The organism is Falsibacillus albus, from assembly GCF_003668575.1.
In the GTDB taxonomy this organism is placed as follows: Bacteria; Bacillota; Bacilli; order Bacillales; family DSM-25281; genus Falsibacillus; species Falsibacillus albus.
Map to the genome: position 1 here is coordinate 1 of NZ_RCVZ01000017.1, position 25,243 is coordinate 25,243.

General features: G+C 45.1%; 19 protein-coding genes and 1 riboswitch. Of the genes, 11 read left to right on the forward strand and 8 right to left on the reverse strand.

Annotation, left to right across the window (positions count from 1 at the left end; translation table 11 throughout):
* Nucleotides 1-254: 254 nt before the first annotated feature.
* From D9X91_RS18670 to D9X91_RS18680, 3 genes are all read right to left on the reverse strand, one after another.
* Complete coding sequence (locus D9X91_RS18670) at nt 255-1,553, reverse strand: NCS2 family permease (protein WP_121682168.1); 1,299 nt, start codon at nt 1,551-1,553, stop codon at nt 255-257.
* 102 nt (nt 1,554-1,655) lie between these two features.
* A riboswitch (purine riboswitch) is annotated at nt 1,656-1,757 on the reverse strand.
* Nucleotides 1,758-1,844: 87 nt separating this feature from the next.
* Complete coding sequence (locus D9X91_RS18675; RefSeq protein ID WP_121682169.1) at nt 1,845-3,368, reverse strand: FAD-dependent oxidoreductase; 1,524 nt, start codon at nt 3,366-3,368, stop codon at nt 1,845-1,847.
* A 342-nt stretch (nt 3,369-3,710) separates the two neighbouring features.
* Complete coding sequence (locus D9X91_RS18680; protein ID WP_121682170.1) at nt 3,711-3,857, reverse strand: lmo0937 family membrane protein; 147 nt, start codon at nt 3,855-3,857, stop codon at nt 3,711-3,713.
* 236 nt (nt 3,858-4,093) lie between these two features.
* On the opposite strand from D9X91_RS18680, the gene D9X91_RS18685 reads away from it, so the two are divergent.
* The 5 genes from D9X91_RS18685 (at nt 4,094) to D9X91_RS18705 (ending at nt 9,908) form a co-directional block, all read left to right on the forward strand.
* Nucleotides 4,094-6,550: a WG repeat-containing protein gene (locus D9X91_RS18685; RefSeq protein WP_158598371.1), complete on the forward strand. Its 2,457-nt coding sequence runs from the start codon at nt 4,094-4,096 to the stop codon at nt 6,548-6,550.
* A 349-nt stretch (nt 6,551-6,899) separates the two neighbouring features.
* On the forward strand, nt 6,900-7,631 hold the full coding sequence (locus D9X91_RS18690) for an SDR family NAD(P)-dependent oxidoreductase (RefSeq protein WP_121682172.1): 732 nt from the start codon (nt 6,900-6,902) through the stop codon (nt 7,629-7,631).
* Complete coding sequence (locus tag D9X91_RS18695; protein WP_233569851.1) at nt 7,628-8,674, forward strand: S-adenosylmethionine:tRNA ribosyltransferase-isomerase; 1,047 nt, start codon at nt 7,628-7,630, stop codon at nt 8,672-8,674. The genes D9X91_RS18690 and D9X91_RS18695 overlap by 4 nt, the downstream gene beginning before the upstream one ends.
* On the forward strand, nt 8,671-9,024 hold the full coding sequence (locus tag D9X91_RS18700) for a VOC family protein (RefSeq protein WP_158598372.1): 354 nt from the start codon (nt 8,671-8,673) through the stop codon (nt 9,022-9,024). Before D9X91_RS18695 ends, D9X91_RS18700 begins: the two co-directional genes overlap by 4 nt.
* Before the next feature lie 176 nt (nt 9,025-9,200).
* Nucleotides 9,201-9,908, forward strand: coding sequence for a tryptophan 2,3-dioxygenase family protein (locus D9X91_RS18705; RefSeq protein WP_121682174.1), 708 nt, complete (start codon nt 9,201-9,203; stop codon nt 9,906-9,908).
* Between the two features lie 71 nt (nt 9,909-9,979).
* Here the strand turns inward: D9X91_RS18705 and D9X91_RS18710 are convergent, their stop codons facing one another.
* The 3 genes from D9X91_RS18710 to kynU all read right to left on the reverse strand — a co-directional run bounded on the left by D9X91_RS18710 (nt 9,980) and on the right by kynU (nt 13,599).
* The gene (locus D9X91_RS18710; protein ID WP_121682175.1) at nt 9,980-11,536 is read right to left on the reverse strand and encodes an ABC-F family ATP-binding cassette domain-containing protein; all 1,557 of its coding nucleotides are present in this window, start codon (nt 11,534-11,536) and stop codon (nt 9,980-9,982) included.
* Nucleotides 11,537-11,667: 131 nt separating this feature from the next.
* On the reverse strand, nt 11,668-12,288 hold the full coding sequence (kynB, locus tag D9X91_RS18715) for an arylformamidase (protein WP_121682176.1): 621 nt from the start codon (nt 12,286-12,288) through the stop codon (nt 11,668-11,670).
* A gap of 24 nt (nt 12,289-12,312) precedes the next feature.
* Nucleotides 12,313-13,599, reverse strand: coding sequence for a kynureninase (kynU, locus tag D9X91_RS18720; protein WP_121682177.1), 1,287 nt, complete (start codon nt 13,597-13,599; stop codon nt 12,313-12,315).
* Between the two features lie 89 nt (nt 13,600-13,688).
* Between kynU and D9X91_RS18725 the strand changes: the two genes are divergently transcribed.
* The 5 genes from D9X91_RS18725 to D9X91_RS18745 all read left to right on the forward strand — a co-directional run bounded on the left by D9X91_RS18725 (nt 13,689) and on the right by D9X91_RS18745 (nt 20,291).
* Complete coding sequence (locus D9X91_RS18725) at nt 13,689-14,684, forward strand: Gfo/Idh/MocA family protein (RefSeq protein WP_121682178.1); 996 nt, start codon at nt 13,689-13,691, stop codon at nt 14,682-14,684.
* A 22-nt stretch (nt 14,685-14,706) separates the two neighbouring features.
* Entirely contained in the window at nt 14,707-15,174 is a 468-nt protein-coding gene (gene ybaK, locus D9X91_RS18730; RefSeq protein ID WP_121682179.1) for a Cys-tRNA(Pro) deacylase, read from the forward strand.
* Nucleotides 15,175-15,200: 26 nt separating this feature from the next.
* Complete coding sequence (locus D9X91_RS18735; RefSeq protein ID WP_121682180.1) at nt 15,201-16,187, forward strand: phosphotransferase enzyme family protein; 987 nt, start codon at nt 15,201-15,203, stop codon at nt 16,185-16,187.
* A gap of 151 nt (nt 16,188-16,338) precedes the next feature.
* Complete coding sequence (locus D9X91_RS18740; protein WP_407644210.1) at nt 16,339-17,868, forward strand: glycoside hydrolase family 10 protein; 1,530 nt, start codon at nt 16,339-16,341, stop codon at nt 17,866-17,868.
* A 485-nt stretch (nt 17,869-18,353) separates the two neighbouring features.
* Nucleotides 18,354-20,291: an LTA synthase family protein gene (locus D9X91_RS18745; RefSeq protein WP_121682182.1), complete on the forward strand. Its 1,938-nt coding sequence runs from the start codon at nt 18,354-18,356 to the stop codon at nt 20,289-20,291.
* Nucleotides 20,292-20,730: 439 nt separating this feature from the next.
* Here the strand turns inward: D9X91_RS18745 and D9X91_RS18750 are convergent, their stop codons facing one another.
* Nucleotides 20,731-21,600: a TetR/AcrR family transcriptional regulator gene (locus D9X91_RS18750; protein ID WP_121682236.1), complete on the reverse strand. Its 870-nt coding sequence runs from the start codon at nt 21,598-21,600 to the stop codon at nt 20,731-20,733.
* A gap of 205 nt (nt 21,601-21,805) precedes the next feature.
* On the opposite strand from D9X91_RS18750, the gene D9X91_RS18755 reads away from it, so the two are divergent.
* On the forward strand, nt 21,806-25,000 hold the full coding sequence (locus D9X91_RS18755; RefSeq protein WP_121682183.1) for an efflux RND transporter permease subunit: 3,195 nt from the start codon (nt 21,806-21,808) through the stop codon (nt 24,998-25,000).
* Between the two features lie 54 nt (nt 25,001-25,054).
* On the opposite strand, the gene D9X91_RS22780 is transcribed toward D9X91_RS18755, so the two are convergent.
* Nucleotides 25,055-25,222, reverse strand: a complete 168-nt coding sequence (locus tag D9X91_RS22780) for a hypothetical protein (protein WP_199738139.1) — start codon at nt 25,220-25,222, stop codon at nt 25,055-25,057.
* Nucleotides 25,223-25,243 lie beyond the last annotated feature (21 nt).

Sequence of the window (25,243 nt, forward strand, 5' to 3'; positions counted from 1 at the left end):
TGAGTATGATGCCCGAAAGCGGAGGAAAAAGGCGAGAGTGGTCATCAAAGGGGAAGTATGATGCCCGAAAGCGGGGGGAATTGGCGTGAATGGTCATCAAAGTGCCGATTCTGCGAATAAAGAGTATCGCAGACAATTTGAAAAAGCCCCCATGACCCCTGCACAATGAAGGGATCATGGGGGCTAAGCGATGAATTAGTCCCGCGTCGCTTTAGTCCACGAAAAATACGAACTGTCGGGTTCCGACTATTTTGTTACTTCGCCAAGAACACCAGCTGATATAAGAAGAGGACTGCGAAAATGTAAACAAACGGGTGAACTTCTTTTCCTTTGCGCTTAGCAAGTTTCATGATCGGATAGGAGATGAAACCCAATGCAATTCCGTTTGCAATGCTGGATGTAAGCGGCATGCTGACAATGACGAGGAATGCCGGGAAGGCTTCGTCAAAGTCCTGCCAATTGATTTCGGAAATGTTCTTGATCATGAAGCTGCCGACGATGATCAAGCTTGGGGCAGTAATGGCGGTTACTTCCGACACCGAACTGACAAGCGGGCTGAAAAATGCTGTGATCAAAAACAATGCAGCGACGAAGACTCCGGTCAAGCCGGTTTTTCCACCTGCACCGACGCCAGCTGAAGATTCGACGGTAGCGGCCGTCGGGCTTGTCCCGAACATGGCGCCGACTGCGGTTCCGATTGAATCGGCAAAGAATGCACTGCCGCCGCGTTCGAGCTTCCCATTTTTCAATAATCCTGCCTGCTTCACGATCCCCAGCAGCGCGCCGGTCGTATCGAACAGCATGACAAGAAGGATGGAAAATATGACGCTGTATAGTCCATAGTGAATCACGTCGCCAATCGAATCAATCGGGTTATAGACAAGGACGCCTTCAGGCAAATGTGGGACAGATGTGATTCCTTTATCAAAGTGAAGCTGTCCCGTGAAGTACGCAATGACCCCGGTCAAAATCATCCCGATGAACAAGGCTCCTTGTATATTCAGGGACATCAATGTGATTGTGATCACGATCCCAATCAGTGTCAACGCCACTTTCGGTGAAGAAAAGTCGCCGAGTGTGACGAGATTGGTCGGGTGATCGGCCACGATTCCGGACAAGCGCAAGCCGATGAAGGAAATGAACAACCCGATCCCCGCCGCGATGGCATGCTTTAAATTATCGGGGATGGCTTCGATCAATTTCGTCCGCAGTGATGTGAGAGATAAAATTAAAAAGATGATGCCCGTAATGAACACTGCAGAAAATCCTACTGCATAGGAGATATTCCCATTTCCGATGACGGAATAAGCAAAATAGGCATTCAATCCCATCGATGGTCCGATGATGATCGGGTAGTTGGCGAAAAAGGCCATGCAGAGTGTGCCGACTAAAATGGCAATGATCGTCGCGGTGAAGCCCTGCTCAAAAGGGACACCGGCATCGGATAAAATCATCGGGTTCACCACGATGATATAGGCCAGCGTTAAAAATGTTGTGACCCCTGCAAGCAATTCCGTTTTTACATTGGTGTTTCGTTCCTGCAATTTAAACAATGATGCCACTCCTTATCGATTTAGCCGTTTATCCATGGAAAAAAGCCTTCCCCGAAAATACTCCCAAGCGAAAAAACTACGAGAACCGGAGAAGGCTGAATGAGTGAAAAATCATTTTCTCGTAGTCAAACTATTCACGGTAGTTTGGTAGAAACTTTTGGACCATATCTCCAAGGATATACGAGCTATTTATAATTCATTAGAATGCTTCAAATTGTATTCCTCTGAAGAAGTGCTGTCAATCGTTCAAGGAAATGTAAAATAATTCAATCAATTTCGACCAGTCTTCACCTACTCAATTTTTTTCAACGGCTTCTTTGCTGGGCCTTCGACGACTTCACCTTCATAGGAAAAACGGGACCCATGGCATGGGCAGTCCCAGGTCCGGTCGCCCTTGTTCCACTCGCATTCGCAGCCAAGATGTGTGCAGGTGGTATCAACAAGGTGAATGACGCCATCTTGATCGCGGTATCCCCCTGTGCGCTTTCCGTTGTGGAAGACGACGCCTCCCTCATCTTTTTTCAGGTCCTCGGCTGATTGTTGCACCATTTCCAATTTGCCTTTCAATAGATGGGCAGCGACGTCGGCATTTTGCATGACAAAATGCTTGATGCTAGGGTCCGCTGAAAATCTCGATGGATTGAAGACATCGGCATATGGGTGGGGTTTCCCTGCGATGACGTCCTTGAATAAAAGAGCTGCCGCAGTGCCGTTCGTCATCCCCCATTTCCTGAACCCGGTTGCGACGAGGACATTCGATTTGTTCCCCGTAACCGGCCCGATGTATGGCACTTTATCCAATGTGATCAAGTCCTGGGCAGACCATCTGGCGGCATATTCTCGAATCCCAAATGTCCGATCTCCAAAGTCAGCCAGCGCTGCGTAATGATCAGATGTATCCCTTCCTTGTCCTGTTTTGTGGCTTTCCCCGCCGATGAGCACCCAATCTTCGCCTCTCCATGAAGCGGACCTGACGGATCGTTTTGGATCATCCACGCTTAAGTACATGCCTCCGGGAAAAGCTTTTTGGGGTTTAACGGCAATCAAGTAAGACCGTTCTGCATACATCCTTGCAAAATAAAATCCTTTTCCATCAAAGAATGGGAAGTGGGAGCAGGCAGCTACTTTATCGCAGGAAATTTTGCAGCCGTTTTGAAATATGACTTCCATCCTTTTCGATTCCTGTACATCGACGGCAACGCTTTGTTCATAGACGGTTCCGCCCATATCGATGAATGCCTGAAGGAGGGCAGCTAAATATTTCACTGGGTGGAATTTCGCTTGTTCTGGAAGGGATATGGCCGACTTGACCGGGACATCGATTGAAAGCCTTTCGACCAGATCGCCTTTGATCCCAAGTTTTTCATAGGCTTCAAGCTCTTTCTGCAGGTTTCTTAAAGATGAATCAGCTGTCGCATACAAATAAGATGTCTGCTTTTTGAAATCACAATCGATATTCAAATCATTGACGGCTTTCTCGATGAACTCCATCCCCGCTTTATTCGCTAAAAAGTACTGTTTGGCTTTTTCTTGGCCAAAGTGTTGGATGAGCTCATTGTAAATGAGATCGTGCCCGACCGTGATCTTGGCTGTCGTATGGCCTGTCGTGCCGTTAAGCACCCGATCTGCCTCAGCCAGTATCACCTTCCTGCCATCCTTGGCCAAAAGATAGGCGGTCGTCACACCTGTTATGCCTGCACCGATGACGACAACGTCTGCTTCCATGTTTTCAGAAATAGGTGGGAAAGATGCAAGTGCTGCACCTTCTCTCCAAATCGGTTCCGGTTCCTGTGGGATTTTCCAATCATTCGACATTTATGGCCCTCCTATAAACAATAGTCAGTTTTAATTTGGCCAATCCCAGAGGAATTTATTGATAAGTATTGTTCGAAGCTATCATAAGGGTCATTTGAGCGGAAGGGTGGCCGGCGGATATCAGCGAAAATGACAATATATGTGCGAAATTTTGATTTTATCTGCGAAATCGGACAATATATCAGCGAAAATGACAAAATATCGATTATTCTACACTATTCGACGAATTTCGCCACTGTTCCACTGTTCCGCCATCCCGCCGTCTTCCGCAGCATGGAATACACAAAAAAACAGGACTGTCCCAAATGAATCCGGTCAGTCCTGCATGTTGATGAAGCTTGACTAAGGTCTTCTTCGTCCAGTCACAAGGTTGAAGATGAAAACGATTAACGCGATGACTAAGAGAAGGTGAATAAGACCTCCACCGACGTGAAGAGTAAATCCAAGCAACCATAAAATTATTAGTACAATAATGATTGTCCAAAGCATGAGCGTGACCTCCTTTTAATCTGATGTGGTTTATATCCCCTGCTTCAAAGGCTTTTAAACCTTTTATATTTTTTATCTTTTCCATGCAGCCGTGTTTCATGTATAAAAAAACAAAAAATATTGATTCCAGGCTGGACAGAAAAGTTTCTGTACCGTTCTTTTACATTCCTTATTCACACAAATGCCCAGCAAATCATACATATAGGCAAGGAATAAAGTGGAAGAGGTTTGTATCAATGTCAATGAATGAATATCTAGCAGAGAATGTTAAACCATTCTTGCCCGATGGCGCATCCCTGTTTTGGAGCGATGAGGGGAAGAATGTTGAATATATCGTGCGTGGCGATTTGGATGATGACGGGGAAGAGGAAGTGGCAGCGGCTTATTTATTTCAAAATACACCGCATCTGATGATTTTGAAAAAGGTGAATGATGCCTGGACCAGACTCCAGGATATTAAAGGTGAGGGATATTCGGTCTCTTTTTTGCAAAGCGCCAAACTTACTGAGGCCGGCGGGAATCAGCTGCTTGTCGGCTGGCAGCAGGGATCGATGTGGTCGCAGCTTGCCATACTCGAATGGACTGGCCGGGCGTTTGAAGATAAAGTCAAAAATGAAATTGTCTACAGCAAGATAGAAGTAGGGGATATGCCTGGCGAAGAGGGCGGGGACGGGCAAGATGAAATGGCCCTCTGGCTACATGATACCGGTAAAGCCTACAGGATCGAGGTATATCGTTGGAGGAAAAGCAGGGTTATCCCTGCCTATGATGTATATCCATATTATTTCAAAAAAGTGGAAGCCTATTATCAAAAGCTGGTAAGGTCTGAGCCGCTATCATCATTCTATTGGTACTATCTCGCTGAAGCGCAATGGAATTCACAGCGGTATTTGGAGGCGCTGCAGTCCATTTGTGCCGCCTTGCATCTGAAAAATCCATATCCATCTGAAGGGAAATTGCTGCAGATCAAAAAAGAAATCGAACAAGCGATCCAAGTAAGGACGGACGGCCTCTATCCAGTGCCTGTCAAAAGGGTGGATGGGACAAAATGGGGCTATATTGATGAGCAAGGTATCATGATGCTTGAGCCTCGGTATGAGCGGGCATACGCGTTTCAAAAGAACGATCGAGCTCTTATAGAGATGGATGATCACTTCGGGGTGATCGACAGGGAAGGAAGCTATATTGTCGATCCCGTTTATACGGCCATTACGGAGTTTTCAGAAAATCGGGCAGCCATAGTGGATAGGGACGGTTTCCAGATGATCGATGAAAATGGGACCATTCTTACGAAACGGCATTATGAGTATATCGGAATCATGAAAAATGGGCGTGCTTTAGCAGGAGGACAGCAGGGTGGAACGACGCTTTATGGATATTTGAATCGATCAGGAAAGGAAGCGATTGCCCTGAAGTTTCTCTCAGGAACCGATTTTCATGAAGGTGTGGCCGTCGTCAAGCTGAAGGAAGATTTATTTGCGCTTATTAATGTCAATGGCGAATGGCTGAAAACCTATCCCTATCATCAAGTTTTAAGTGAACATGAGGACCGGTTAGCCTTTCAAAAAAAGGAACATGGGCTGTATGGCTTCATCGACCGAGAAAATAATGTCGTCATCATCCCCAAATTTACAGGTGCCCAGCCTTTTGAAAATGATCGTGCGATTGTAGCCGATGATGATCGATACGGCCTCATCGATCGCGAGGGGGACTATATCATTCCGCCTGCTTACTCAGATATTCAAAGTCTTGGGGAAAATCGGGCCGCCGTCGGTCATTTGAAAGATAAGCAGCATCCTTTTATCGGGTCTCACTTTGCCCTTGCCGACCATGAAGGGAATATCCTGACAACGTTCTCGTTCGAAAGTATTTTACCGTATCACAATGGATTGGCATCAGCACAGGATGAGAATCAGACTTTTTTTATCGATTTGGCCGGGAAAAAGGTTGAGTATCTGCCGGTGCTGGATGGAGCTGGGACATTGACGATTGATGGAAAGCTGATTAAAGCAGATGTCGATCAACGCATATCCTATTACGATTTCAATGGGAAAAGGGTATGGAGACAAAATACCATCATCCCGCTCAATGACCAATACCGCATCATCGAAAAAAAATTCAAACCGAATCGTAACTACCTCGTTTATTATCCGAAACTCGAAGGGATCCAGCCTTTCTCGAAGCAAAAAGAAATCAATCTTTATTTGGAAAAAGCCTCGAAAGTAAAAAAAGTACCGAAAGATAAGCAGCTCGACTATGATTATGAAGGTGACTTCTCTGTCCGCTTTATTAAAAAGGAGCTGCTTGTTCTTGAATTGAATGGGTATGAATATTATTTCGGAGCGGCACATGGAATGCCGATTAAGGACAATATCCATATAGATCTACAAACCGGCGAGAGATATGCTTTAAAGGATCTTTTTAAAATGGATGCAGATCACCTGAAGGTACTGACTGAGATCATAACGAGGCAGATCCGACACGATCCGCAATATGATTATGTGTTTCCGGAAAGCTTCAAAGGGGTCACGAACGAGCAGCCGTTCTATGTCGATGACAACAATCTTTATCTCTATTTTACTCCTTATGATATAGCCCCATATGCAGCAGGATTTCCGACCTTTAAGATTTCGTTCACTGAAATTGATGGGGTCATCGATCATGAAGGCGGTTTTTGGCGATCGTTTCATTGACTGATTCTGTGCGAGTGATTGCAAATCGCTCAATAAACTGCGTCGAGTGCAAAGGGTTCGAGCAATCCGCAAAAAATCCGAATTGCACGCAATACTTTCGAGATGAGCGCAATAAAACAACCGTACTCTTATGCAAAAATCCCAATCAGAATGCAACGATAAAATTAGAAATGGCAGCCTTTCCAACTGCCGGGTGTTCCCGGCAGTTTTTTCGTGTTCATTCAAAAGTCTTAGTTCCTCTTCCTGCTAAAATCGTATGGTTTTATCACTCCATGATTCGATTTCCCTGCTTCGATCTCTTCGTACAATAAAAGTAAGAAAAAACGAGAGATTGAAAGGAGAAGGGAATATGAAATTCACGAATAAAGTGGTTATGATCACCGGAGCATCGAAAGGACTTGGGCGTGCGCTGACGTTGGCATTTGCGGAAAGAGGAGCGCAATTGGCGATCTGTGCTAGGAATGAATCCACACTCAAAAAAATCAAGAAAGAGGCAGAGGGATTGGGAGCAACGGTATTGGCCATCCCGGCGGACGTGTCTAATCCCGAGGATGTAGAAAGATTTGTGTCCATCACTGAAGCGGAGTATGGAAGGGTGGATGTCCTGATCAACAATGCATCGGTATTCGGTCCTGGTCCGACACTACTAAATGACTATCCGAATGAGGACTTTATCAATGTAATCCAAGTAAATGTCTTCAACCCATTCATCATGACAAAACGAGTCCTTCCAGGCATGCTGGCGAGAAATGAAGGATCGATCATCAATGTCACATCAGAAGCTGGGAAGACAGGGTTTGCAGAGTGGGGAGCTTATGGCATTTCGAAATTCGCGGTGGAAGGGCTGACCCAGACTTGGGCGGATGAAACGGAAGACAGCGGAATCCGGATCAATATGGTCGATCCGGGTGAAATGGATACCGATATGCATGACCGAGCAGTCCCTGACTGTGACTATCCGCTTGCCAATCCGTCGGAAGTGGTGGATGTATTTCTATATTTGGCTTCAGATGCATCAACGGATGTCACGGGAAAAAGATTTGAAGCCCAAGCCTTTTCCTTGGAAGGAGCGGAGGAATGATGAACGCAACGCCGCAAAAAAGTTTCCAGGTGCCGGACTATTTAAACGCATCCGTCCCGGCTGAATATAGAGGATTGACAAGAGACAGCGTCAATCTTATGGTCATCGACTCTGCCAGCGGGCAATCCTATCATCGCCGTTTTGATGAAATCGGGAAATTTTTAATGCCGGGTGATCTATTGGTCTTGAACAAGAGCAGAACCATTCCTGCCGTCATCATCGGGGAACAGGATGGAAAAAAAGTCGAGGTACGGTTATCACATGCTCATTCCGGGAACCAATGGGAGGCGCTGATCGCGTCCAATGACTTCGATCAGCAAAAAGAGATTTCGTTTCCCGATGGCGTTAACGCGAAGGTGATAGGAACTGGAAGTGAAATGCCGCTCGTTATCCTGGCGTTTTCAGTCGGTGGAGCAGAGCTTTTCAATTTCTTTTATCTGCACGGAAATCCGATCAGATATGAATATATTCACACTGACTGGCCGCTCGATGCCTATCAGACTGTCTATGCATCGGCACCGGGGTCGGTGGAAATGGCATCTGCCGGAAGGGCGTTTACATGGAGGCTGCTTCAGGAGCTGAGGCAAAAGGGCGTAAAGCTTGGATTCATCCAATTGCATGCAGGGCTGAGCTACTATGGGAATGACCAATGGCCAAACCCATCCAATCACCCGGAAGCATTCGAGATCCCTGAACAGACGGCCAGCCATATTAATGAAGCAAAAAGAAATGGCCACAGGGTGATAGCTGTCGGAACAACCGTCGTCAGGACATTGGAGAGTGCGGCGACTGAAAAAGGCATGGTGAAAGCCGCGAAAGGGATCACCAATATGTATATTACGAAGGACACCGAACTTCAAATCGCCGATGGTCTTTTAACGGGCTTCCATGAACCTGAAGCAAGCCACATGGATATGCTGACGGCATTTTTACAGGAGGGCACCTTGTTGAAATCATACCAGGAAGCCATCGATCACGGCTATTTATGGCATGAATTCGGGGATATGAATTTGATCCTGCCAATGGGAGGTGTATTGGCTTGAAGTGGCACCATTGCGGAATTCAAGCAGCCGACCTGCGAAATGCCATATCCTTTTATGAACAACTTTTTGGATTTACAGTCGAAGCGCGGCTATCACTGGTGGATGAGGAAATTGCTTTTTTGAAAAGGGACGGCATAACGATTGAGCTTGTCCAAGGGGAAGTAGGTCCGGCTAAAGCGGGAAGCCTCCATATGGCATGGCAGGTGGATCATTTGGATAAATGGATGAAGAGTCTGGGACAAATGAATGTACATCCTGCAGAAGGACCGTTCCATCTTGAAAATGGATGGAAGGTCGCCTTCTTTAAAGGATCGAATGACGAAGTGATCGAACTGATGGAAATCGGCTGAAATATTACATTGTTCACATTCGGAATCCGAGCAGCCTGAAGTGGAAATCAACAAGGCAGAAAGTTTTTAGGCAAAGCAATAACAGACAAAAATTCAGAAAAGATTGACTTATCTTTTTATTCTTTGTACGCTGAAAAAGGAAATGGCAAACAAGGGATAAAGAGAGGGGAATGAAGATGTACAACAAAAAGGATTCGTCTCTTTCAGATTATGAGAAATATATAAAAACGGAAGAGTTGTTAAGCCTGCAGAAAAACGAGGAAGAGCTTTGCTGCGAGGATGAATTGACGTTTCAAACAATCCATCAGATTGCAGAGCTGCATTTTAAATTGATTATCCAATATATCCATCGGACCGATGCCCACTTGAAAAATGGAGAAGTGACCATGGCCGCCGATCAGCTTCGCCGGATCAACCTTCATGTCAAGCAGCTTCCCGATGTGTTCAACATGGTAAAGGTCATCAGTCCTCGCGACTATCATACAATCAGGCTGGCCCTTGGGAGAGGAAGCGGACAAGACTCACCTGGATTCAATCGCATTTTGGAATTGGGTCCGATTTTATGGAAGCCCTTTCAAGATATTTTGTCAAAGCGTTCGCTTTCGGTCCTTGAGCTGCATCAGCAATTTAACCAACAGCACGAACTGTTTGATTTGATGCAGGAACTCATTCAATTCGATGAAGGATTTCAATCGTTCAGGCATCACCATATTCAGATTGTCAAACGGATGATTGGCTTTGAGACGAAGAGCTTAAAAGGGATTCCTGCCAAAGCGCTGGAAAGAGGAGCGAAATTCGAGTTTTACCCAGAGCTGTGGAAGGCGATTTCCGAGTTGACGGATTTGACCGGATCCAGCTACAATCCCCAGCCGCTGCAGGATTGATTTTAAAAAATCAGAATGGGCCGCCCCCTTGAGTGCCAGGCACTCAAGGGGGCGGCCCTGATTTGTTACGATTAGAAAACTTTCGTTGTCCAGTTTTCGCAATTCCATACTTCCGTTGCCACGTCTTGATAAAATTCAGGCTCATGGCTGATGAGGAGGATGCTGCCTTTATATGCCTGCAAGGCGCGCTTCAGTTCTTCCTTTGCATCCACATCCAAGTGGTTCGTGGGCTCATCCAGGACGAGTAGGTTTGTTTCTTTGTTGATTAATTTACAAAGTCTGACCTTCGCCTTTTCTCCACCGCTCAGCACTTCCACCTTGCTTTCAATATGCTTGGTGGTCAGTCCGCATTTTGCAAGGGCTGCCCGCACTTCATATTGTGTAAAGGAAGGAAACTCGCTCCAAACCTCTTCGATGCAGGTGTTGTAATTGGAGCCTTTTACTTCCTGTTCGAAATAGCCTGTAAAAAGATTATCCCCAAGTTCAACGGAACCGCTCATTGGTTTGATTTCACCAAGGATGCTCTTTAATAGCGTGGTCTTCCCGATTCCGTTGGCACCGACAAGCGCAAGCTTCTGGCCCCGCTCCATCCGAAGGTTCAACGGCTTCGATAATGGTTCATTATAGCCGATCACCAAATCCTTCGTTTCGAAGATAAGCTTGGATGACGTGCGTGCGTGCTTGAAGCGGAATTCCGGCTTCGGCTTCTCGGCAGCCAGCTCGATCATATCCATCTTATCAAGCTTCTTCTGGCGTGACATTGCCATATTCCTGGTGGACACACGTGCTTTGTTGCGTGCGACGAAATCCTTCAGGTCGGCAATTTCCTGCTGCTGCTTTTTATAGGCCGATTCAAGCTGCTGCTTTTTGATTTCATAAACCTTCATGAAATCATCATAATCTCCGACATAGCGGTTCAATTCTTGATTTTCCATATGGTAGATCAAGTTGATGACACTATTCAAGAATGGGATATCATGCGAAATCAAGATGAAGGCATTCTCGTATTCCTGCAGATAGCGCTTCAGCCATTCGATATGCTGTTCGTCCAAGTAGTTTGTCGGTTCATCCAGCAGGAGGATTTCGGGCTTCTCCAAAAGGAGCTTTGCCAGCAATACTTTTGTCCGCTGACCGCCGCTCAAGTCTTGGACGTCACGATCGAGGCCGATTTCATCCAATCCAAGCCCGCGCGCGATTTCTTCAACTTTTGCATCGATGATATAAAAGTCATTATTGGTTAAAATATCCTGAAGCGTGCCGGACTCTTCCATGAGTGCTTCCAATTCCTCCGGGGAAGCATCCCCCATCTTGCCAAAAATATCGTTCATTTCCTGCTCAAGGTCGAACAAATATTGAAATGCCCCTTTCAGCACATCGCGAATCGACAATCCCCTTTCAAGGACAGTGTGCTGATCCAAATATCCGACCCGGACTTTTTTTGACCATTCCACTTTCCCTTCATCCGGTTCAAGCTGGCCTGTGATAATGTTCATGAACGTCGATTTTCCTTCACCATTGGCTCCGATCAGGCCAATATGCTCCCCTTTTAATAGACGAAAGGAGACGTCATTAAAAATGGCACGGTCGCCAAAACCGTGGCTTAAATTTTTCACTGTTAAAATACTCATTGCTTTGCACCTTTTTCTATGATTTTTGGCATGAAGCCAATAGGATTTTTGGTTGATGAAGCCATGCTTGGCTCCGCTTTTCTATCCTGATTATATCTGACTTCTTGTTGTGTGGAAAGGTGATTGTAGGGTTATTTTTCAATGAGTACGGCCCTGACAGGACAGCCATCGCCTTCGACCAACGACAGCGGCAGGGCGATCAATTGATAGGTTCCAATATTTACATGATCAAGGACGATGCCCTCAAGGATCTGGATGTTGTGATACTGCAGTGCATGGTGTGCAGGCAATTCTTTGCTGTCCAACGGATCGACGGAAGGAACCTCTACGCCGATCAAGTCGATCCCGCTTGAAACAAGATATGGTGCGATGTCTTCCCGCAGATGGGGAATTTCAGGAGGGAATGCACGGCGATCGGTCCAGGCACCTGTTTTGAGAAGAAGCTTAGTGGCACCTGATAAATCCAGATGTTCCAGGTCGGAGCGGCCAATGCTGCCCAATCCTGATACATCCACTACGAGCGCAGTCCCGATGAAACGCTCAAGCGGCAGGTCTGCAACCCGTTTTCCGTCCTCTTCAAAGTGGAAGGGGGCATCGATGTGCGTTCCGGTATGTGTGCTCATCCGGACCTGTCCCACATTCACAGACCCCGAATCTTCCATTTTCCAGCCCAATTGAAACTGAAAAGGGGTGTCGCCTGGCCAAACGGGTATCTCATTATGAAGCTTTTGGGATATATCAATGATTTTCATCTTATTCTTCCTTCCATTGTGTCATTAGGCAACGACATCTCGTTTGTTTTCATATTTTAAATACACTTCCTGCTCCATGATTTCTTTCAGGATTTGAACCGTTCTCCATATATCCTGATAAGAAGAATAAAAGGCGATCGGAGCAAGGCGGATCATATTAGGCGCCCGGAAGTCGGGTATCACGTGACGGTCTTTCAGCGCTTTGCAAATTCTTGCGGCTTCCTTGTGTTGAAGGCAGATGTGGCCGCCCCTTTTGGAATCGTTTGAAGGATTGACCATCTCAAAGTCATGTCCATTCAGTTCGTATTTAATCAATTCCATCATAAATCTTGTCTGTTTCAATGATTTTTGGCGTAGATTCTCGATGCCCGCTTCTTCGAATAATTCAAGCGAACCAAGCAGCGGGGCACAGCTTAATACATGAGGAGTGCCGATTTGAAAGGCCCCTGCATCATGGGAATGGTCAAGTGTATGCTCCATGTCGAATTGCTTGTCCTTTTTCGAGCTGAACCACCCTGCAAGACCGGGAGCTTTTCCTAGGTGTGACTCATGGACATAGAGCCCGCCGACTCCGCCAGGGCCGCTGTTCAAATATTTATAATTGCACCAAACGGCGAAGTCGACGTTCCATTCGTGGAGGGAGTGCGGAATCGCCCCGATGGAGTGGGCAAGGTCGAATCCGATGAAGATCCCCCGTTTATGAGCTTCTTTTGTCAGAAGCTTCATATCAAGCAGCTGTCCGCTTCGATACATAACAGAAGGAAGGAGAATCAAGGAAATATCGTCTGTCATGGCGCCGATGATGTCCTGTTCATCAATTGTCAATCCATCCCTGCTTTGCACCTGGATGAGATGCTCTTCAGGTGAAAGCCCTTTTAGAGTCAGCTGGCTTTTCAAGGCGTATATATCAGAAGGGAATGTCAATTCATCGGCCAAAATTTTGTTTCTTGATTTCGAAGGCTTAAAAAAGGTGGATACCATCTGGTGAATGTTCGTTGTGATGGAACCGGTTACAATCACTTCCTCTTTTTTTGCTCCGATGAGCGGTGCTGACTTTTCCCCGAGGGATTCGGATAAATAAAACCACGGATGTTCTCCTTGGGTCCAGCCGTCAATCCCATAATCGCGCCAAGTATCCATGGCCTTCATCAAGGAAGTCTCTGCCCTCTTGGAGAGCAGGCCGAGCGAATTTCCATCCATATAATATTGGCCGCTTTTTACATAAAACTCTTGTTTGAATTTTTTTAAAGGATCAGAGGAATCGAGTTCTTTCGCATACTCCTCGGATAAACGATAATTTTCACTTTTCATCTTTCAATCTCCTTTGAAAATAGTTGCTTAATTACAACAATAAACTATATTATTTGAATAGTAAAACTATTGCGAAGCAGGTGTGATGAATGGAGAAAAATTCAAAAATCAGAGCGGGAATGATCGGGTTGGGTGCGATTGGCGTAAGGATGCTGGAAAAGTTCAGCAGCCATGAGAATATCGAGCTCACCGCAGTTTGTGAACCGAATCAAGAAAAGGTCGATGCATGTCGGAACAAATTGCCGAACGCTTCTTTTTATACAGATTACAGGGACATGCTGAAAGATGAACTCGACTTGGTTTATATCGGCGCGCCGCCGAAATTCCATCATGATATGGCGGTGGAGGCACTGAAGCGGGGCATGCATGTGATTTGCGAGAAGCCGTTGGCCAATTCATTAATGGAAGCGGAAGGCATGGCTTTAGCCTCTGATGGGGCAGGGGTGACTGCAGCGATGAACTTTCCACTCATGTACAACAAGGCTGTCAGCGTTTTGGAGGAAAAGCTGGCGAAGAATGAAATCGGTGCTGTCAAAAGAGCGGAGGTCAAGATCCATCATGCTGTATGGCCGCGCCCGTGGCAGCAAAATGCCTGGATCGGTGGAAGGGAGCAGGGAGGATTCATCCGTGAAATCACTCCGCATTATATCCAGCTCATCCACCATTTATTTGGCTCAATAAAGGATGTCCAATCTTTTGTTGAGTACCCGGAAGATGAATCACTTTGTGAAACAGGCATCATTGCCCAAATGAAGCTCGAAGACGGAACTTCCATCCTGGTCGATGGCCTGAGTGGAATCGGGGAGGATGATCATGTCCGATTCAAATTATATGGAGAGCACGGAACGCTTTCGCTAGTCAATTGGAGCAGGCTTGAACAGGGAACCATCAACCAGGAGACGGAAGAAGTGCTGCTTGATGATTCTTCGATTCCAACTAGAGAGCTGCTCTCAGAGGTGGCAGCAGCCATTCAGGGCAAGAAAAGCCGCATCGTGGATTTCAAAGCGGGCCTTGAAGTCCAAACCATCCTCGAACAGCTGCTTCAGCCCGCCGCACAGGTGCCAGGCACCAAGGTGCAGAGCTGAGAGTTGAAGGAGGTGCAGAGGGATGAAGACGAATGCTGTAAGGATTTTGGACGCTAAAAAAGTAGATTATGAATTGATCACTTATGAGATCGGCGACGGCAAAATCGATGGAATATCCGTTGCTGAGAAGATCGGCCGGTCACCGGAATCGGTGTACAAAACACTCGTCACGGCAGGGGCAAGCAGACAGAACTATGTTTTTCTCGTCCCGGTGCATGAGGAGCTGGATCCGAAAAAAGCCGCCAAAGCGGTCGGAGAAAAAAAGGTCGAGTTGATCCCTGTAAAAGAGATCCAGAAGTTGACGGGGTATGTAAAAGGCGGATGCTCCCCAGTCGGGATGAAAAAGGCCTTTCCTACGTTTTTAGATTCTGGTGTAAAAGGGTTGCAAAAGGTGGTCGTCAGCGCCGGGAAAATCGGACTGCAAATGGAGCTGAACCCGGAAGATTTAATGGAGGCAATCGGAGCAAAGGTTGAGGATTTAAAAAAGTAGATTGAAATTTTTGGCGGGAGATATTCATGAAGTCATTATATTACGCAAACATTGTGGAGGAAGCATGTGCTCGATTTCACGCTTCTTTTTCTTCTTACAAAAAATTATCGAGTGGATATCAGAATGAAGTGTTTGAATATGAAGCAGAAGGGAGTCAGTTCATTTTACGTTTTTCCGCCCCACAAAGACGCAAGATGGAAATGCTGGAATCAGAATTGAGGTTTATTCGGTTTTTAAAAGAAAACGGCGTCGGTGTGTCGGTGCCCATACGATCGAAAGACGATGCCTTCATTGAAAAGATAAATGTCGATGGAATCGATCGGTATGCTTCCGTATTTCAGAAAGCCCCTGGGTATCCCATCGAAGTCAATGACCCGAAAGAATGGAATGATGTGTTTTTTGAAAAATGGGGTGCCTTGTTGGGGAAAATGCATAAATTGTCGAAAACATATAATATAGAAGAAACTCGACAAAAGTGGAGAAGCCAACAAGGGGATATCCTGAATATCGGCCAGTATCTCCCGGCAGATCTCCAAGATAAATACAAAAATATCATGGCAGCCATTCAACAACTTCCTATCAATGAAAATTTGTATGGGCTAATTCATAATGACTTTCACCAAGGGAATATGTTTGTCGATAAGGGTCGAATAACATTATTCGACTTTGACGACTGTGCCTACAATTGGTTTGCCAATGATATGGCTGTGGCGTTTTACCACGCCTATTGGCAATCCACTTCCTTTCACCCGGAACACACGGATTTTAAAAGGAAGTTCTTCGTATCGTTTTTGAAAGGGTATGAGCGTTTCGAAAAAGTGGACATTGAACTGCTGAATCAAGTCCCGGTTTTTCTAAAATTGAGGGAAGTCTTCCTTTATGCGCTGTTTTCCAAGCATTGGAACTGCAAAGAACTTCAAGGATGGCAAAAAGAAACGATGATTCAATTACGGCATTCGATTAAGAACGACATTCCGTATGCTGGTATAACAAATTTTTTGGAATTACGCTAAAAATGCCTGAAATTAACGAAATTAAATAGGTCTTTATTTCGGAAAATTATGACAAATGTAGCATATTTGTTCAAAATCCCCTTTGATATATTGAAATTGAATGATATATCTGAGGGGGAGATGCGTGTTGAAATCGGTCAAAAAATGGTTGATGATGATGGCAGCCATGATTCTGCTCATGTCGACAGCCTTACCGCTGACGGCTAATGCGGAAGAAGGGGTAACGTACAAAAAAAGGGAACTCCGGGCGGTGTGGATTGCCACGGTTGCCAATATCGATTGGCCATCCAAAAAAGGGCTGACTGCCGAGGAACAGAAACAAGAGTTCATTAAACTGCTGGATGATGTGAAAAGCATGGGGATGAATGCAGTAGTCGTCCAGGTCAAGCCGACGGCGGATGCCTTTTATCCGTCAGAATATGGACCATGGTCCGAATACTTGACCGGAACACAGGGGAAAGATCCAGGGTATGATCCGCTTGCCTTCATGGTGGAAGAAGCGCACAAACGCAATCTGGAGTTCCATGCATGGTTCAACCCGTACCGGATTACAATGAACAGTACAGATATCAATACGCTGTCTGCAGATCATCCGGCCAGGAAGCATCCGGATTGGGTCGTACCGTATGGCAAACAATTGTATTATAATCCTGGAATTCCTGAAGCAAGAAAATTCATTGAAGACGGGATATTGGAGGTCGTCAGAAAATACGATATCGACGCCGTCCACATGGATGACTATTTTTATCCGTACAAAATCGCCGGACAGGAATTCCCCGATCAACCGACTTATGAGAAGTACGGAAAAGATCTGTTCGACAGCATCGATGATTGGCGCAGGGACAACGTCAACACGCTTGTACGGGAAATCAATCAATCGATTAAAGCGGTGAAGCCATACGTGAAGTTCGGTATCAGTCCATTCGGGGTATGGAGGAATATCGCTGATGATCCAACAGGCTCAAATACGACGGCGGGCCAAACGAATTATGATGATCTTTATGCGGATACAAGGACTTGGATCCAAAACGGATACGTCGACTACATCACTCCGCAAATTTATTGGAATATCGGATTCGAACCAGCTGCGTATGATGTCCTGCTGGATTGGTGGGTCAAGGAAACCATCGGCCACCCGGTCCATTTATATATTGGACAAGCTGCCTATAAAATTGACAATAATTTCGTGCCAGCATGGAGCGATCCTGAAGAATATGTCAGACAGATCAACCTTAACCATCAATACGACACCGTCAAGGGAAGCATACACTTCAGCCTCAAGGATTTGAACAGGAACCCTTTGGGGATCAAAGACCGTCTGACAAATGATGTTTACAAACATCCTGCATTGATACCGACGATGCCGTGGCTCGATCATACACCGCCGAAAAAGCCGAAATTAAGAAAAGTAGTGAAGAAGGAAAATGGCAATGAGCTTTCGATCGAAGACCATCAGTTAAACTCGGATACCGCGTATTATGCTGTTTACCGTTTTGATGGGAAGCATCGCGGCGACATCGGTAACGCGGAAAACCTACTTGATACAGTGAGGAAAACGGGTGGTTCACAGAAATATGTTGACGAATCGGCTGAAAAAGGCAAAACATATACGTATGTCATCACTGCATTGGACCGCCTTCATAATGAGAGCGGTTTCACAAGAAGTGTGACAATTAATTAAAAAAAATTCACAAAAAAAATGGCCAGCGCGGCCATTTTTTTTTGTGCGTAAAAAGCCCTGAATGATGGGGGTTAGCATACCCATATGGGAATTTTTAACTAATGTATTTTAACGATTTTTAAAAAAAATGGTTAAATTTACAGTTGAATGTTTTTCAAATAGTATTATTATAGTCTATATGATTTATGATTTACCTAAACAACATTTAAAATTTACAGAGGTTTAACATTGTTGGAAGTGGGTAGATTATAGGTGCAGCATCGTAAAGAGGTAATTCTTTGCGATGAAAGAGGAAAAGTAGTATAATTAAGTTTCGATTGTTTTTAGGTCCGAAAAAAATCACACCATGTTTGAACCAGATTTTACTATTTTTGTCATAAATTTTTGAAAAAATGTAACATGTACTCAACGAATTTTTTATACAATATTTACGTGTGATTTACATTTGAATATCTTTTTAATTTTTAAAGAGGTGAAACCAAATAATGAATACTCTAAAAGACAGAACAAGAGAGCTAATGAAACATAGACTCTCATTTTTCATTTTAGCTGTAGTAATGTTCTGGATAAAAACGTACACAGCATATCGAATCGAATTTCATTTAGGCATTGATAATAGTATTCAAAAATTTCTATTGTTCTTTAACCCGGCAAGTTCAGCAATCTTTTTCCTCGGATTTGCGCTCTTCTTTAAGGGCCGCCTGCAAAACATTGCATTAATCGTGATAAACTTCATTTTATCGTTTGTCCTATATGCAAACATTGCGTACTACCGCTTTTTCAATGACTTCATTACAATCCCGGTCCTTGAACAGGCAAAGAGCAACTCCGGAATGGGAGACAGTGCAATGGCGCTTATGTCACCATGGGATGTCTTCTATTTTGCGGATACGATCATCCTGATTTTGATGGTTGTGTTCAAAGCTGTTAAGCCAAAAGAAAAGCTTCAAGCACGTACTAAGATCTTAGTATTTGCAACAGCACTATTGGTTTTCTCCGTAAACCTTGGTTTGGCCGAGGCGGACCGCCCGCAGCTGTTGTCAAGAACATTTGACCGCAACTACTTGGTGAAATATTTAGGTGCATACAACTTTACGATTTATGATGCGGTTCAAAATGCACGTTCAACTGCTCAACGCGCACTTGCAGACAGTAATGATGTGGTAGAGGCTGAAAACTATATCAAAGCCAATCACACATCCCCGAATCCGAAGTATTTCGGAAAAGCTAAAGGAATGAACGTCATTTATGTTTCAATGGAATCATTGCAAAACTTCATGATTGACTACAAAGTGGATGGTAAAGAAGTCACGCCGTTCCTTAACTCTTTAGCACATGATAACCAAACGTTCTATTTCGATAATTTCTTCCATCAAACTGGCCAAGGTAAAACATCCGATGCCGAGTTCATGATGGAAAACTCATTGTTCCCGCTGCCGCAAGGGTCCGTATTTACAAACAAAGCACAAAATACGTACCAAGCAGCACCAGCGATCTTAAAATCTAAAGGCTATACATCAGCAGCGTTCCACGGCAACTACAAAACGTTCTGGAACCGCGACGAAATGTATAAATCTCTAGGATTTGACAAATTCTTTGACGCAACTTATTACGATATGAACGAACAAGATACATTGAACTATGGCTTGAAGGATAAACCATTCTTTAAGGAATCCATGCCATTGCTGAAAAGCTTGAAACAGCCGTTCTATACGAAGTTCATCAGCTTGTCGAACCACTTCCCATTCCCGATGGATGACGGTGATACCGACTTCCCTGCAGGGGACTATGGCGACAGTGTTGTAAACCACTACTTCCAAACGGCACATTACATGGATGAAGCATTGAAGCAGTTCTTTGATGACTTGAAGACTTCAGGCTTGTATGATAATACAGTCATTGTCCTTTACGGTGACCACTATGGTATTTCTGAAAACCATAATGCGGCAATGTCCAAAGTAATGGGTAAAGACATCACTCCTTATGAAAATGCTCAGCTGCAGCGTGTACCATTGTTCATTCACGTTCCTGGCGTGAAGGGCGGACAGATTCACAAGTATGGCGGAGAAGTCGATGTACGTCCGACACTTATGCATTTATTGGGAGTAGATACAAAAGATTATATGTCCCTTGGTTCAGATTTACTTTCTGACCAGCATCGCGACCTTGTACCGTTCCGTAACGGTGACTTTGCATCATCCAAATATACGCAAGTAAATGGTGCTTGCTATAGCAACCCTGATGGGGAAAAGGTCGATTCGAAAGAATGTAAGCCGCTTGACGACCAGGCGAAGAAAGAGCTTGAGACTTCCGATAGCATCGTATACGGAGACTTATTGCGCTTCTATACCCCGCCGAATTTCAAGCCGGTTAAACGAAGTGATTATGACTACACCAATCATAATCCAAAAAATAAACAATAATAATGAATCAACAAAAGCCGGAGTCATCTGACTCCGGCTTTTTTCTGCTTTTATTGAAATGGTCTGTACAGCATTATTTATTGAGGCGTTTGGTCTTGTGAAATAACGTTGGATCTTCAATAAATGTTGATTTCCGCGGAAGGATGCTCGCTTTCCGAGGGGCCTCACACGATGTGAGGTCATTCGATGTTGGCACACGAGGTGCCGATCTTAATCGAACATCCGCCCTATATCTCCTCGCTTCGCTGCGTGGTCTCACCTGTCTAGCTCCAGGGCTTAGGGGCTCGAGGTGTCGCCCCTGGGCAAAGCCCTGCAGCTTTTCCAACTTGCCCGCTGATCCCTCCGGAGTCTCGCACCTTCCGCTCCAATCAACTTAATAGAGAAAGATTGATAACTATCCATTTGTCCATTCAACTCTTTTTTCTAGTTATCCCTATATTTATTTCTCCAGGAAAAAGTCGGCAATCATGCTGCGCAGTTCGTCCAATTCACCATATGGATGAAAGTTGGCAAGCATCCCCTTGATGACCGGGATCCTAGGTTCATCCCGATTGATTTCATCCTCGAGAACGTCCATCGTCACCAGGATATTCTCTTTATCAGGATGATCGGCAACCCTCTCTTTATTTTCATTGATGGAGATCAATAAATCTCTCTTACTGACTTTGGATGGCTGAAACTTTTCTTTGATCAAGCTTTCCATCACATCGACAGATAAAATCGGCTCCTCCGTTTTTGAAACTAGCCCGCTCACAAGATCATCCAAGCGATGAAGAATATACTTGGATAGGTATTTTAAATCGAGTTCTGTCACCTCGAAAATGATCAGCTCCAAATAAGAGTGGAAGATGCCTTGGATCATGATGGTCAAGTCCCAAACATGAGGGGTGATTTGCTCGCCGTATATTTCAGCCAGCATTTTCTTATAATATCGATTGGATGTAAGCCGCATGTTTTTAATGAAATCCTCAATCGCCTCATTGAACGGGATTGCATGCTCGCGGACTTGCATGATGATGAATTCTTTATGCTGTCTGATTTCATCAAAATGGCAATAAATCTGCTTCATGAATTTTTCCCGGGGCTCCAAATCTTCATGGTCGATTTCATTCACCCGTTCTTGGATCCGAGTATAGTAGTATTCAAAGATTGCCAGCAGCAATGATTCTTTTGATTTGAAATACAAATAGAACGCGCCTTTTGAAATTCCGCATTCCGTGGCGATTTCTTGAATGGAAGTGGCCGTAAAACCTTTACTGGCGAATAATTTGATTCCTGTTTCGATAATCAGTCTTTCTTTTTCTTTTATCATAGGACCTCTCCTGTACAAGGATTCTTATTTTCTATTATGACCGATTGGTCACAAAAATCAAAGCGAAAATTGAACTTTTGTTAAATTTACATAGGAAAGTATTGACTAATAACCGACTGGTCAGTTATATTATGGGATGTTATGACTAGTCGGTCAAAGAGGATAAACATAGAAAAATACATAAAGGCAAAGGAGAGGTGAAATGAATAAAATCATCAATTTTTCATTGAAAAATAAATTTGCGGTTTGGCTGTTGACGATCATCGTCACAGTGGCAGGGCTCTATTCCGGGCTCAACATGAAGCTGGAGACAATCCCGAATATCACCACACCGATCATCACTGTACAAACCGTTTATCCAGGAGCGACACCGGCTGAGGTCGCAGATAAAGTATCCAAGCCGATTGAACAGCGATTGAAGGGGCTGAACGGTGTCAAGGTCGTCAGTTCGACTTCGTACCAGAATGTTTCGGCCATCCAGATTGAATACAGCTATGAAAAGAATATGGATGACGCAGAAAATGAAGCGAAGGAAGCCTTGACTTCAGTGGAATTCCCTGACGCTGTGCAGGATCCTAAAGTGTCCCGCCTAAGCTTCAATGCCTTCCCGATCATGGCGCTCAGCCTGTCCAACGACAAGGAGTCCCTTTCCAAGCTAACGAAAGAAGCAAAAGAGGACATTGTCCCTGCTTTCGAAGGGATCGACGGTGTATCATCCGTTCAAATTTCCGGACAGCAGGTGGAGGAAGCCCAGCTTGTGTTTAAAATGGACAAGCTCAAGCAGTTGGGGATGGACGAAGAAACAGTCAAGAACTTCATTAAAGGTTCCAACGTTTCTTATCCATTAGGGCTATTCACATTCAAGGATACGGAAAAATCCGTTGTGGTGGATGGGAAAGTCACTACGCTGGACGAATTAAAATCGATTGAAATCCCGGTTATTCCTTCATCATCAGCCGGAGGGATGGGGCAAGGTGCGAGCGGCATGCAGCAACCCGGCCAAACTGGAAGCATGCAGCAGCCGAAAGCAGGTGCCGGTTCTCAGCAAATGCCTTCCTCCACCAAAGGACAATCTTCAGCAGCAGCCGGAAACATGAAGATCCCTACCGTCAAACTGAAGGATATTGCAGATATTAAATTTGTTGGAAAAGCTGAATCCATTTCAAGAACAAATGGAAAAGAATCCATCGGAGTCCAGATCGTCAAGTCTTCCGATGCCAACACGGTGGACGTAGTAAATAAAGTAAAAGACCAAATCAAAGAATTGAAAAAGTCCCACGAAGGACTGGAAATCATCTCGACATTCGACCAAGGCAAGCCGATCGAAAAATCGGTCACCACGATGTTGAATAAAGCGATTTTCGGTGCGATATTTGCAGTCATCATCATTTTGTTGTTCCTGCGTGATATCAAAACGACGATCATTTCAATCATTTCGATTCCGCTTTCCCTGCTAATCGCAGTGTTATTGTTAAAGCAGATGGATATTACCCTGAATATCATGACATTAGGCGCGATGACTGTGGCGATCGGAAGGGTCATCGATGACTCGATCGTCGTCATCGAGAATATATACAGAAGGATGTCCCTAAAGGGAGAAACTTTAAAAGGTGGGACATTGATCCGAGAAGCGACGAAGGAAATGTTCAAACCGATCATGTCTTCGACGATTGTCACGATTGCCGTGTTCCTGCCGTTGGGACTTGTAAAAGGAATGATCGGGGAGCTATTCCTGCCATTTGCCCTGACGATTGTCTTCTCCTTATTGGCATCACTCCTCGTAGCGATTACGATCGTTCCGATGCTCGCCCACACGCTGTTTAAAAAGGGCGTGAAGAAAAAGCCGCATCGCGAGGATAAGCCGAGCAGACTGGCAAGAGGCTATAAGCGCATTCTTACATGGGCGTTGAACCATAAGATCATTACGTCTGTATTGGCTGTTCTGCTATTAGCGGGAAGTTTGGCTTTGGTGCCGGTAATCGGCGTCAGCTTCCTGTCTTCCGAGGAAGATAAAATGCTTGTTGCAACGTACAAGCCTGCACCTGGACAAACGTTGGATGATGTAGAAAAAATCGCTGAAAAAGCCCAGGAATATTTCGACGGCAGAAAGAATGTAAAAACGATCCAATATTCCGTCGGCGGCGAAAATCCAATGGATCCAAGCAGCTCCAATGGCGGGGAATTCTATGTGTCCTATAACGACGACACTCCGAATTTTGAAAAAGAAAAGGAACAGGTCATCAAAGACTTACAAGGGATGACGGCGAAAGGTGAATGGGCGCAGCAAAACTTCTCTTCAAGCGGAAGCAGCAACGAAATGAAGCTTTACGTCTACGGCGACAGCTTGAAGGAAATCGAACCGATCGTCAATAAAATCCAGAAAGTGATGAAAGACCAGAAAGACTTTAAAAATATTGATTCATCGATGTCTCAGTCCTACGATGAATATACATTGGTGGCTGATCAACAAAAATTGAGCAAGCTCGGCCTGACGCCTGCACAAGTGGGAATGGCGTTAAGTCCGCAGCGCAGCCGTCCGGTCATCACCACCATCCAAAAAGATGGGGAGGACGTCAATGTATACTTGAGTGTGGATAAAGAGCAATACAACAATGTCGATGATTTAAGGAACAAAAAGATCCAAACCCCGTTCGGAACGGAAGTCGCTGTGAAGGATGTCACGAAGCTTAAAGAAGGCAAGACAGCCAATACTGTGACCAGACGGGACGGGCGCGTATATGTTGAAGTGAGTGCGGAGCCAAAAGGCAAGGACGTATCAAAGGCATCTGCCAAGCTTCAAAAAGAAATCGATAAAATTGACCTCCCATCCAACATGGAAATTTCCATGGGCGGCGTGACAGAGGATATTAAAGAGTCCTTTACCCAGCTTGGATTGGCCATGCTGGCTGCCATCGCCATCGTGTACTTGATCCTTGTCATTACGTTCGGCGGCGGACTGGCGCCATTTGCCATCCTGTTCTCATTGCCGTTCAGCATCATCGGCGGCTTGGTCGGACTATTGATTTCCGGTGAAACATTGAGCATTTCCGCGATGATCGGGGCGCTGATGCTCATCGGTATCGTTGTCACGAATGCGATCGTGCTGATCGATCGGGTCATCCATAAGGAAAACGAAGGGCTTTCCACAAGGGAAGCGATTCTGGAGGCGGGATCCACAAGGCTTCGTCCGATCCTCATGACCGCTCTTGCCACGATAGGAGCACTTCTGCCATTGGCGCTTGGCCTTGAGGGCAGCGGCTTCATCTCCAAAGGCTTGGGCGTAACCGTCATCGGCGGCTTGGCAAGCTCGACCTTATTGACTCTGCTGATCGTACCGATCGTCTATGAGCTTGTCAGCAAGATGAAAAGAAAGAAGAAAACACCGATCGAAGAATAAATGAAACAGCCCCCCCTATTTGGTGACAGGCACCATAATAGGGGAGGCTATTTTTTATTCGCTGCGGTTGCGGTTGATGCTCTGTGCTTCGTGTCCTCGCACCGTTTGGGCAAGAAGGTTTTTCACTTGATTATAAGTCATGCCGGAATGGGCATTTTTTTCTTTCACTTCTTCAATATCGGTCCCTGCAACTGTATATCTTGAGTTTGGATTTTTACTCACTTGGTCCACCTCCTTATAGGT

Bases quoted from the DNA above. Each gene is read 5' to 3' on its own strand.
- D9X91_RS18675 (WP_121682169.1), bottom strand. From the start codon at position 3,368: ATGTCGAATGATTGGAAAATCCCACAGGAACCGGAACCGATTTGGAGA.
- D9X91_RS18680 (WP_121682170.1), bottom strand. From the start codon at position 3,857: ATGCTTTGGACAATCATTATTGTACTAATAATTTTATGGTTGCTTGGA.
- D9X91_RS18685 (WP_158598371.1), top strand. From the start codon at position 4,094: ATGTCAATGAATGAATATCTAGCAGAGAATGTTAAACCATTCTTGCCC.
- D9X91_RS18690 (WP_121682172.1), top strand. From the start codon at position 6,900: ATGAAATTCACGAATAAAGTGGTTATGATCACCGGAGCATCGAAAGGA.
- D9X91_RS18695 (WP_233569851.1), top strand. From the start codon at position 7,628: ATGATGAACGCAACGCCGCAAAAAAGTTTCCAGGTGCCGGACTATTTA.
- D9X91_RS18705 (WP_121682174.1), top strand. From the start codon at position 9,201: ATGTACAACAAAAAGGATTCGTCTCTTTCAGATTATGAGAAATATATA.
- D9X91_RS18710 (WP_121682175.1), bottom strand. From the start codon at position 11,536: ATGAGTATTTTAACAGTGAAAAATTTAAGCCACGGTTTTGGCGACCGT.
- kynB (WP_121682176.1), bottom strand. From the start codon at position 12,288: ATGAAAATCATTGATATATCCCAAAAGCTTCATAATGAGATACCCGTT.
- kynU (WP_121682177.1), bottom strand. From the start codon at position 13,599: ATGAAAAGTGAAAATTATCGTTTATCCGAGGAGTATGCGAAAGAACTC.
- D9X91_RS18725 (WP_121682178.1), top strand. From the start codon at position 13,689: ATGGAGAAAAATTCAAAAATCAGAGCGGGAATGATCGGGTTGGGTGCG.
- ybaK (WP_121682179.1), top strand. From the start codon at position 14,707: ATGAAGACGAATGCTGTAAGGATTTTGGACGCTAAAAAAGTAGATTAT.
- D9X91_RS18735 (WP_121682180.1), top strand. From the start codon at position 15,201: ATGAAGTCATTATATTACGCAAACATTGTGGAGGAAGCATGTGCTCGA.
- D9X91_RS18740 (WP_407644210.1), top strand. From the start codon at position 16,339: ATGATGATGGCAGCCATGATTCTGCTCATGTCGACAGCCTTACCGCTG.
- D9X91_RS18745 (WP_121682182.1), top strand. From the start codon at position 18,354: ATGAATACTCTAAAAGACAGAACAAGAGAGCTAATGAAACATAGACTC.
- D9X91_RS18755 (WP_121682183.1), top strand. From the start codon at position 21,806: ATGAATAAAATCATCAATTTTTCATTGAAAAATAAATTTGCGGTTTGG.